This window comes from Streptomyces sp. TM32 (assembly GCF_004122755.1).
Lineage (GTDB): Bacteria > Actinomycetota > Actinomycetes > Streptomycetales > Streptomycetaceae > Streptomyces > Streptomyces sioyaensis.
Genome location: NZ_SDIG01000198.1, coordinates 1 through 10,642 on the forward strand (window position 1 = coordinate 1; position 10,642 = coordinate 10,642).

Genomic DNA, 10,642 nt, shown 5'->3' on the forward strand with positions numbered 1-10,642 from the left:
GCTGCCGGAGGGGGTGGTGGGGACGGTTGAGGCTGCGGACGAGCGAGGTGGCCTCGTCCCGGCGCGTCGGGTGACGACCGGCCTACGAGGGCGTGCCCGGCACCGGTTCGCCGAAGAGGCGCAGGCGGTGGGCCACCGCACCCGCCTCGCCGCGGCCGGAGACGCCCAGCTTGGCGAGGATGTTGGAGACGTGGACGCTGGCGGTCTTCGGGGAGATGAACAGTGCGTCGGCTATCTGGCGGTTGCTGCGCCCGTCGGCGACCAGCCGGAGCACCTCGCGTTCGCGCGGCGTCAGACCGAGGGACGGGGCGGGGGCGGCGGGCGCCTCGGCCCCACCGCGGCCGGCGCCGGCGTCGTCGGCCGGTATCAGGCCCGGCAGGGGGAGACGGGCCCGCTGGGCGAGGAGTTCGATCTCCTCGGCGAGCGGGCGGGCACCCATCGTTCCGGCGGCGGTGTGCGCCTGGGCGAGCAGGAGGACGGCGGCCTCGCGCGGGGTGCGGCCCTGTAGCCCGGCGGTGGCCCGATCGCCGGCGTACAGCAGTGATTCGGCCCAGCGGTAGCAGGCCCGGGCGAGCTCGTGCGGGCGCTCCAGCGGTTCGAAGGCGGCGACCGCCTCGGCCCAGGCGTCCGGCATCTCGCGACCCTCGGCGCGGCGGAGTTCGGCGTCCACCGCGAGGCCGTACGCCGCCCAGACCGGCAGGAGCCGGGGCAGCTTCTTGGCGGCCTGCCGGATGCCGGCGAGGACCGCGGCCCGTCCCGGCTCGGCGGCCGGCAGGCCCCGGGCGTCCGACTCCGCGGCGGTCGCCGACCACAACAGCGGCCAGGCGTAGCGCTGGGTACCGGGCGGGAAGCCCGCGTCCAGGGCCCGTTCGAAGAGGGAGCGGGCGTCGAGGAGGCGGCCCTGGCGGGCGGCGATGCGCAGGGCGTGCCGCGCGAGGGGGATGGTGTGCTGGGGCTGGGGGTCGTGGGTGCCGTAGTGCTCGCGGGTGACGGCGAGTTCGCGTTCGGCCTCGGCCAGGTCGCCGCGGTCCAGGGCGAGGTGGGTGAGGCGGTTGGCGGCCAGCGCGAGCGACCGGGGGCTCTGGGCGAAACGGCGGGCGTCCGCGGCGGCCCGGCCCGCTTCCTGCCAGCGGCCCAGCGACTGGAGCGATTCGGCGCGGTTGCCCAGCACCCAGCTGGTGCGGTCCTTGAGGCCGTAGCGGGTGGCGAGGGCGACGCCCTGTTCGGTGACCTCGACGGCCTCACGGGAGCGGCCGATGCTTTCCAGGACGGACGGGAGGTTGACGTGGCCCCGCCCGATGATGCTGAAGTAGCCGCGGTCGACGGCACGGTCGAGGGCGGAGCGGAGCTCCGCGAGGCCGGCCTCGGCGTCTCCGGCGTCCACCCGCAGGCTCCCCAGGGTCACCCGGGAGTTGAGTTCCGCTTCTTCGTCACCCACGGACAGGGCGAGTTCCACGGCGCGTTCGGCGGTCGCGAAGGTGTCGGGACCCGGTTCGTGCAGCATCGCCCAGCTGGCGACGTGCGCCATCACGGCGGCGTGTACCGGGGACGGCGGCAGGCCGCGGACCAGCTCCAGTGCGGTGCCCAGGTCCTCCCAGCCGTCGCCGCGGCCGGTGGACTGGCACAGCCGCGAGCGCTGCATCAGGAACCATGCCCTGCGCAGGGGGTCGTCCTCGCCGCGCAGGGACCGCAGGGCGCGCTTGGTGATCGTGAAGGCCCGCTCGGCATCGCCGGACAGGCGGGCGGCCACCGAGATCTCGGCGAGCAGATCGAGGAAGCGCAGGGCGTCGTCGTCGCAGCCGCAGGCCGGATAGGCCTCGGTGTAGTCGACCGGGCGCACGCCCTGGCGGACCTCGGTGGGCGCGTCGTCCCACAGCTCCAGGGCGCGGTCCAGCAGGCGCAGCTGCTCGGCGTAGGCATGGCGGCGGCGGGCCTGGACCGAGGCGGCGAGGACGGCGGGCAGCGCCTTGGCGGCGTCATGGGCCTTGTACCAGTAGCTGGCCAGCCGGGCGGCGCAGACGTCGGCCCGGACCAGCGCGGGGTTGGCCTCCAGGGCCTGGGCGTAGCGGCGGTTGAGGCGGGTGCGCTCACCGGGGAGCAGATCGTCGACGACGGCCTCGCGGGCGAGGGCGTGCCGGAAGCGGTAGCCCTTGCCGTCCTGGGTGGGAACCAGGGTGTTGCTGCCGACGGCGGCCCGCAGCGCCTCGATGAGGTCGTCCTCGGGCATCCGGCAGACGGCGGAGAGGAGTTCGTGTTCGACCGTGGAGCCGCCCTCGGCGGCCGTGCGCACCACTCGCTGGGCGTCCTCGGGGAGCGCCTCGACGCGCACCAGCAGCAGATCGCGCAGCGGGTCGCTCAGGCCGTGCAGCGCGCCGTCGGCGAGGCCGCGGGCCAGCTCCTCGACGAAGAAGGCGTTGCCCTCGGAGCGCTTGAAGACCCGGTCGACGGTGTCCTCTTCGGGAGCGCTGCCGTTGATCCCGGCCAGCTGGGAGCGGACCTCGTCGCGGTTGAAACGGGCCAGCTCGATGCGCTGGACCGTGCGCATCCGGTCGATCTCGGCGAGGAAGGGCCGCAGTGGGTGGCGGCGGTGGATGTCGTCGGAGCGGTAGGTCGCCACCAGGAGGACGTTGGCGTCGTGCAGGGCCCGCAGGAGGTAGGCGAGCAGTTCGCGGGTGGAGCGGTCGGCCCAGTGGAGGTCCTCGACGACGAGGACCAGGGTGCGGTGGACGGCGAGCCGCTCCAGGAGGCGGGCGGTCAGCTCGAAGAGGCGGGCGCGGCCGATCTCCTCGTCGTGCGCCTCGGTGGGCGTCTCCCCCAATTCGGGCAGGATGCGGGAGAGTTCGCCCTCCTGGCCGGCGACGGCGGCGGCCAGCTCGTCCCGCAGATGCCAGTTGAGGGTGTGCAGGATCGCGGAGAACGGGGCGAAGGGCAGGCCCTCGGAGCCGATTTCGATACAGCCGCCGAGCGCGACGAGCGCACCCTGGGCGCGGGCGGACTCGCCGAACTCCTCGATGAGGCGGGTCTTGCCGACCCCGGCCTCCCCGCCGATCAGCACGGCCTGCGGCTCGCCGGACGCCGCGATGCGGGCGAGCGCGGCGCCGAGCGCGGTGAGTTCGGCTGCGCGGCCGACGAACACGGGACTGACGGACCTGGTCTCCACGCTGCCGAGCATCGCACAGGGGTCTGACAGTCCGGCAGCGGATTTCGGCAGCCGGAACGCCCGGCCCGGTGCGCTGAGCACCAGGGGCCGGGCGGACGGAGCGCGGGCCGGCGCCGGGGCCGAAGCGGGGGTCGTCATGCGCGGCCCGCGGTCACGCGGCGGCGCGGCGTACCCGCGCCCACCGGCCCCAGGCCCTCACCCGCCCTTCGGGTTCGTCCTCCCCGGAGCGGGCGGCGGCGCGGCGGCCCGCGGTCGCCTCGCGCACCAGGCGCTGCCGGTCGGCCGCGCGGCGCAGTTCTTCGTGACGGACCCGGATCTCCAGCTCGGAGTGGAACACGGTGTCTCCCTGACGGCGGTGAGGTGGTACCTCGACGTCTTGTCGAGGTGCTCCAGCCTCGTCGCCAAGGGGGGTCCGCCACATCGGGAGAGTTCCCGATCTTCGAGCCGGCCTGATCCTTAGAAGCCGGTGCCGGACGACGGGAGGATGCCTAGGGATGGCCTAGGCACGCCCTGGAGATCCCGGAAACCGGCCGCGGTGATGTCGGGGAGGGGAGAGGAAGGGAGGGGACGGCGGCCCGTGAATTCACCGCATCCACCGCGTTCGCCCCCACCCACCGTCCCGGAACGACAAAGACCCACCGGCTGGACCGGTGGGTCTTTCGCGGGCGGCTCGGCGGGGGCACGGCTCCTTACGGCGCCGCCGGGCCACCGCCGCCTCCGGCGCCCTTCGGGACGACGGGCATGCTCGCGAACAGGTCGAGGTACATGCCCGCGGAGATCAGGATCCCCAGGACGCCGAGCGCCAGCCCGCCCCAGGCCACGGCCCGCACCCAGGTAGCACGCCGGCCGGTGAGCACCACTACGGCGGCGATCACGGCGAGCAGCGCGAAGACGCCGTTGACCAGCGCGGTCGTGTGCCATGGGGTGCCGTAGACGGCGGCGATCTGGTCCCTGGTCTTGCCGGTCTGGAGGCCGATCTGACCCATCAGGGTCTGCCGCTCGGCCATCAGCGTGCCCAGCCAGGTGCCGGTCACGGAGGCGAGGCCGAGCCCCGCGGCGACCACGGCACCGGCACCGGCGGCGACCCCGCCGGCGGTCCGTGCGGGAGCGCCCGCCCCGTCCGCGCTGTCCTCGGCCGCGGCATCGCGCTCGCTCGCCTCGTCCTGCTCGGCGAGGGCCGCGTTGTCATCGGCCTGTTCGTCCGCCTTGGCGGCGGCCTTACCGGCCGCCTCCGCCTCGGTGGTCTCCGGGATCGCAGCAGTGTCCGTCGCCGCGTCGCTCTCCGTGTCGGTCTGTGCCGGCACGGTCGTCTCGTCGGTTCGCTTTTCGGTCGTCCTGGTCGTTCCCATGGGCGCGACCGTAGGTGCCGTGTCTGAGAGTCGGATGAGAACGGCTCCGGCGTGCGGCCGAGGGGCGGCGACGCGCCGTCCGGGCCGTCCGCTCCAGTGCTCCGGGCCGGCCGCCCCGGGGCTCCAGGCCGTCCGCTCCGGGCCGACCGCCACCCCTGGTTCAGGCCTCCACCAGCGGCTTCTCGCCGTCCCGCGGGCCGGGCGGCGCCGTGGCACCGGCCCCCGGCTGCTCCGGCGGCGGCTCGATGCTGATCCGGGGCAGCCATCGGCCGAGCCAGGACGGCAGCCACCAGTTGGCGCCGCCCAGCATGTGCATCAAGGCGGGCACCAGGAGCGTACGGAGCACGAAGGCGTCCAGGGCGACGGCGGAGGCCAGGCCGATGCCGAACATCGCGATGGTCCGGTCGCCGCTGAGGATGAAGGCCGCGAACACCGCGATCATGATGACCGCCGCCGAGTTGATCACCCGGCTGGTCTCGGTGAGGCCGACCCGTACGGCCCGCCGGTTGTCGCCCGTCAGCTGCCACTCCTCGTACATCCGGGAGACCAGGAACACCTGGTAGTCCATGGACAGTCCGAAGAGCACCGACACCATGATGACCGGCAGGAACGGTTCGACGGGCCCGGCGCTGCCCAGCCCCAGCAGCTCGCTGCCCCAGCCCCACTGGAAGACCGCGACGACGATCCCGAAGGACGAGGCGACCGCGGCGATGTTCATCAGCGCGGCCTTCAGCGGCACGCCGATGCTGCGGAAGGCGAACAGCAGCAGGACCGAGCCCAGGGCGATGACCATGCCGATGAAGAGCGGCAGCTTGCCGACGATGATCCCGGCGAAGTCGTCGTATCCCGCGGTGATGCCGCCGACCCGCACCTCCAGCGTGGTCGCGCGCTCGGCCGCGGGCAGCACCTCGCCGCGCAGCCGGGCCACCAGGGCGGAGGTCTGCCGGGACTGCGGCGCGCTGTCCGGTACGACGGTGATCACGCCGGTGCTGCGGCCGCCGTCGAACTCCGGGCCGCTGACCTGGGTGACGCCGGGCACCTCCCGCAGCCGGTCCGGCAGTTTGTCGAAGGCGATCCGGTCCTTGGCGCCGTCCATGGTGCCGACCAGCGTGAGCGGCCCGTTGAATCCGGGCCCGAAGCCGCTCCCCCGCTCCGCGCCCGGACCGCCGCCCGCGAGCAGGTCGTACGCCTTGCGGGTGGTGGAGGTGGCCGGGTTGTTGCCCTGGTCGGAGGTGCCCAGATGGAGGCTGAAGGCCGGCAGTGCCAGCACCAGCATGACGACGGCGGCGGTCAGGCCCAGCAGTTTGGGGTGCCGCTCGACGAAACCGGACCAGCGGGCGGCGAAGCCGGTGGGCCGCCCGCGGCGCGGACCGTGCTCGGCCAGCTGCCGGCGCTCGCGGCCGCTCAGTGCCCGCATCCCGATCAGCCCGAGCAGCGCCGGCAGCAGGGTGACGGAGGCGGCCACGGTGAGCACGACGGTGAGCGAGGCGGCGAGGGCGACGCCGTTGAGGAAGCTCAGCCGCAGGATCAGCATGCCCAGCAGCGCGATGCAGACGGTGGCCCCGGCGAAGACGACCGCGCGCCCGGAGGAGGCGGCGGCGCGGGTGGCGGCCTCGTCGACGGACAGGCCCGCCCGCAGGCCCTTGCGGTGCCGGGTGACGATGAACAGCGCATAGTCGATGCCGACGCCGAGGCCGATCAGCATCCCGAGCATCGGCGCGAAGTCGGCGACGGTCATCGCATGGCTGAGCAGCGAGATGCCGGCCGAGGCGGTGCCGACGGCGGCCACCGCGGTGAGGATCGGCAGAAAGGTCGCGGCGAGCGACCCGAAGGCGAGGAAGAGCACCACGGCCGCGGCGCACAGTCCGATGATTTCCGGCAGCTGGGCGCGCGGCGCCTCGGTCAGCGCGATCCCGGCGCCGCCCAGTTCGACCTGGAGGCCGTGGCCGGACGCGCGCTGCGCGGTGTCGACGACCTTGCGGACCTGGGCCGCGTCCAGTTCGTCGGTGGGCCGGTCGAAGACCACCGAGGCATAGGCGGTGTGCCCGTCCTTGCTGATCTGCCGCCCGCCCTGCCCGTGGGAGGCGCCCGCCTGGGACCCGTCGTAGGGGCTGCGCACGTCGGAGACGCCGGACAGAGCGGCGACCTTCTCCAGCGTGTGCGTCATCGTCTTGGTGACCCCGGCGGACCGCACCGTCCCGGAGTCCGTGTGCCACACGATCGTGTCGCTGTCCCCGGAGCTCCCGGGGAACGCCTTCGCCAGGAGGGCGGAGGCCTGGCTGGATTCGGTCCCCGGCACCTCGTAGTTGTTCGAGTACGCGGACCCCGTCACCCCCGCGGCCACGGCGACCCCCGCGAAAGCGGCGAGCCAGAGCAGGAGCACCACGATGCGGCGCCTAAGACACCAGCGAGCCAGAGCGGTCACGGACCTCGTCTGCTTCCCGGGTCGTGCGTCGATATCTCCCGAGGACGGGTGGTGCCGAGCGCGGATGAACAGTGGACGGTGAAAACGGCGACAACAGCAAACGTCGAAGCCGCGGAAAAGGGGGGGCGGCGGGCTGCCGCATGCCCTCCGGGGCGCGGCCGTCCCACCTGTTCAGAGCAGGGTCGCAGCCCGAAAAGATCGATAGACCGCTTTGTGGACTTCCCCACACAGAAAGGTGAAGAGGCAACCGTTCACCCCGCACCCCGGGGCCGGGCGTCCGCTCCCCGCCCGACCCCGCCGCCGCGACCCCACCGCCCAGGTCCCGTCGCCCCGACCCCGTCGCCCAGGTCCGGTCACCCCGACCCGGTCGCCCAGGTCTGGTCACCCCGGCCCCGTCCGCTCCCTCCCTCTCCGCCTCAGCCGGTCACCGACTCCCTCCCGTTCTCCACATGTCCCATCAGCCGCCGGTGGAAGGACGCGTCCTCGGCGACCGTGAGCAAGAGGTCGTACCAGCCGTGCGCGTCCCGGGTGTCGTACGCGACGGTGCGGACGGCCCCGGCCTTCACCGTCACCGTCACCGTGCGCGGTGCCGCGTCCGAGCCCGCGCCCGCGTAGGCCAGCGGTTTCAGGGTGCAGGTCAGATCGGCGCGGCCGGGGTTGGTGACGGTCAGATGCAGGGTGCGCCGACCGGCGTCGATCCGCGTGGCGAGGCCGACGGCCGCGGCCGCGCCCCGCGCCGTCCCGGCGAACTCCCGCCGGAAGCCGTTCGGTCCGGTCACGGTGAAGCGGTAGGTACCGCCCCTTACCGGGACATCCCACTCGCCCTCTCCCCGCACCTCACGGTGCTGGGGCGCGTCCCACTCCTTCGCGTACGGGTAGAGCGCCAGAGGTACGGCGGCCCGGCCGGCGTTGCGCACGGCCATCCGGAAGACCGCGGCGCCCGGGTCGAAGCCGCCGTCGGCGTCCGGCTGGTACGGCAGCGCCCTGGCCGGCCGACTGCCGGGCTCCTGCCGGGGCAGTTCCTGGCGCAGCGGCGGCCACGGTGACCAGCGCCCGCTGAACGCCGGGACCGGGCCGGGCCGGTGCACCGCCGGCTGTCCGCGCCCGCGGGAGAAGTCGAAGGTGGAGGTCAGATCCCCGCAGACGGTGCGCCGCCAGGCGCTGATGTTCGGCTCCCTGATCCCCGTCCAGCGCTCCAGGAACCGGGTGATCGAGGTGTGGTCGAAGACTTGCGAGCAGGCGTAGCCGCCGACCGACCACGGCGAGATGACCAGCATCGGCACCCGCATGCCCAGACCGGTCGGCAGCCCGTCCCAGAACTCCCCGTCCGTCCCCGGCGGCGGCACCGGCGGCGGCACATGGTCGAAGAACCCGTCGTTCTCGTCGTAGGTCAGCAGGAGCACGGTGTGCCGCCAGACGCCCGGGTTCCTGCCCAGCGCGTCCAGCACCTTGTAGACGAGGGTGGCGCTCGCGGCCGGCGAGGACGCGCCGGGGTGCTCGGAATCCGCGGCGGACGGGACGAGGTAGGACACCTCGGGCAGCGTGCCGCCCGCCACATCGGCAGCAAAGGCGGTCGCGGTACTGCCCGGCCCGCCGCGCCGCAGCGCCCGCTCGAACAGGCTCCGCTCGCCGCGGTCCAGGCCCCGGACGCCCTCCTCCAGCAGCGCCGTCAGCCGGGTGCGCCCGGCCTCGTCCGCACCGGCCAGCTTGGTGTAGAAGGCGGTCATGGTGTGCACCCCGTCCACCTTCACCAGGGCCTTCTTCGCGACCGCCTTGAAAACGGCGTAGAACTCCAGGTTGTTGTCGGTGAAGTTGTCCCACTCCTGGTAGACCCGCCAACTGCGGCCGGCCTTCTCCAGCCGCTCGGCATACGTGGTCCAGGTGTAGCCGGTGTGGGTGTCCTCCTCGTAGGCGTCGTTGCCCACCGCCCGCTTGCCGTTGGGCTCGAAGCCCGTCCACCCGCTCACCAGATGGTTGCGGTTGGGGCTGGTGGAGGAGTGGATGGCGGAGTGGTAGGCATCGCAGACGGTGAAGGTGTCCGCCAGCTCGTAGTGGAGCGGGACGTCCTGCCGGTCGTAATACGCCATCGTGGCCGCAGTCTTGGCGGTGACCCAGCCGTTCATCCAGCCGCCGTGCCAGGCCACCGCGCCGCCGAACCAGCTGTGGTCCAGCGCCCCGATGTACTGCAGGTCCTTCTTCTGCGCCGCGGCCGCCGCCCGCACCGGGAAGGGCAGGACGGTGCCCAGACCCAGCAGGCCGGGCTGCTCGTAGATGCTGCGGCCACCGGGCAGCTCGACGGCGTTGCGGTCCCCGTAGCCACGGACGCCGCGCAGCGTCCCGAAGTAGTGGTCGAAGGAGCGGTTCTCCTGCATCAGCACGACGACGTGCCGGACGTCCGCCAGCCCTCCCCCGCCCCGCGCCGGCCGCGCCGCCTCGTCCGCCAGCGCCTGCTGCAACGACGGCGGCAGCAGCGAACCGCCCATCGCCGCCCCCACCGCCGCGGCCCCCACGCCCAGTACCCGTCTACGAGACAACTCCGGTGCCACGCTCGACCTCCCAGTCGACGGCCCTCGCTACCGATCGCTCCGCGTCCCGCCCATCCCGTGCGACGAGGCGACGGGGACGGTAGTGGACGACGGTGCCGGAGGACAGGTGTACGGAGCGCCAACTTCCCTACGCTGCAAGGCCATTGCGTCCCTGACTGGCGGTCCGTGACCGCCACCGCCCCGGGTGGTGATCCGCGGCCGATGCACAAGTCCCCATCGCGCCAGACCTCTTGACCACCCCATTGGTCTGAACCATTCTGTGGCCAGGAGCGGTGGCCACCGTCTTGCTGCAGTTCTCCCCGTGTTCCCCCCTACGGCACTGGAGACAGCCATGCCTCGCACACCACACACCCGGCCGGCCCGCCGCAGACGCGTGCTCGCGGCGGCACTGACGGCCCTCGCCGCCGCGGCGGCCACCCTGTCCGCCTCCACCCCGGCCGCCGCCGACGACGTCAACGCCGCCAGGAACGCCGGCTACGAATCCGGCCTGAGCAACTGGACCTGCTCGGCGGGCAGCGGCAGCACCACCGGCTCCCCCGTCCACAGCGGCACCGGCGCCCTCGAAGCCACCCCCACTGCCTCCGACAACGCCACCTGTTCCCAGACCGTCGCCGTCAAGCCCGGCGCGACCTACCGGCTCAGCGCATACGTCCAGGGCTCCTACGTCTACCTGGGCGCCTCCGGCACCGGCACCACGGACACCTCCACCTGGACCCCGTCCGCCACCGGCTGGCAGCAGCTCAGCACCACCTTCACCACGGGCCCGGCCACCACTTCGGTCACCGTCTACACCCATGGCTGGTACGGCCAACCCGCCTACTACGCCGACGACTTCAGCGTCCTGGGACCCGACGGCGGGGGCGGCACCGACCCCGGACCACAGGTCCCGGCCGCGCCCGACGGCCTCACCGCCGGCGCGGTGACCCCGACCTCCGTGGCCCTGTCCTGGGCCCCGGTCTCCGGCGCCACCGGTTACACCGTCTACCGCGACGGCACCAAGTACGGGTCGGTGAACGGCACGTCGGCCACGGTCTCCGGCCTGGCCGCCGCCACCTCCTACCGCTTCCAGGTCTCGGCCACCAATGCGGCCGGCGAATCGGCCCGTTCGGCACCCCTCACCGCCACCACCACCCCCTCCGGCAGCGGCGGCCAGGCCGGAGAC

The 10,642-nt window shown here is 73.5% G+C and carries 6 protein-coding genes; 1 reads left to right on the top strand and 5 read right to left on the bottom strand.

The features are described from left to right. Positions 1–82: 82 nt before the first annotated feature. The 5 genes from EST92_RS28225 to EST92_RS28245 form a co-directional block, all read right to left on the bottom strand. Positions 83–3,172 (bottom strand): helix-turn-helix transcriptional regulator, encoded by a 3,090-nt coding sequence (locus EST92_RS28225; protein ID WP_129283564.1) that lies wholly within the window; start codon positions 3,170–3,172, stop codon positions 83–85. A gap of 139 nt (positions 3,173–3,311) precedes the next feature. Beyond that, positions 3,312–3,497, bottom strand: a complete 186-nt coding sequence (locus EST92_RS28230) for a hypothetical protein (protein WP_129283560.1) — start codon at positions 3,495–3,497, stop codon at positions 3,312–3,314. Between the two features lie 352 nt (positions 3,498–3,849). Beyond that, entirely contained in the window at positions 3,850–4,509 is a 660-nt protein-coding gene (locus EST92_RS28235) for a hypothetical protein (RefSeq protein ID WP_129283561.1), read from the bottom strand. 160 nt (positions 4,510–4,669) lie between these two features. Then, complete coding sequence (locus tag EST92_RS28240) at positions 4,670–6,934, bottom strand: MMPL family transporter (RefSeq protein WP_129283562.1); 2,265 nt, start codon at positions 6,932–6,934, stop codon at positions 4,670–4,672. Positions 6,935–7,350: 416 nt separating this feature from the next. Beyond that, positions 7,351–9,480, bottom strand: coding sequence for a phospholipase C, phosphocholine-specific (locus tag EST92_RS28245; protein WP_129283563.1), 2,130 nt, complete (start codon positions 9,478–9,480; stop codon positions 7,351–7,353). A 331-nt stretch (positions 9,481–9,811) separates the two neighbouring features. Between EST92_RS28245 and EST92_RS28250 the strand changes: the two genes are divergently transcribed. After that, positions 9,812–10,642 (top strand): carbohydrate binding domain-containing protein (locus tag EST92_RS28250; RefSeq protein ID WP_174244158.1); only part of this gene is annotated, 831 nt, incomplete at its 3' end.

What these genes read in the sequence shown, in the direction of transcription:
- EST92_RS28235 (WP_129283561.1), bottom strand. Translation starts at nt 4,509, where the DNA reads ATGGGAACGACCAGGACGACCGAAAAGCGAACCGACGAGACGACCGTG.
- EST92_RS28225 (WP_129283564.1), bottom strand. Translation starts at nt 3,172, where the DNA reads ATGCTCGGCAGCGTGGAGACCAGGTCCGTCAGTCCCGTGTTCGTCGGC.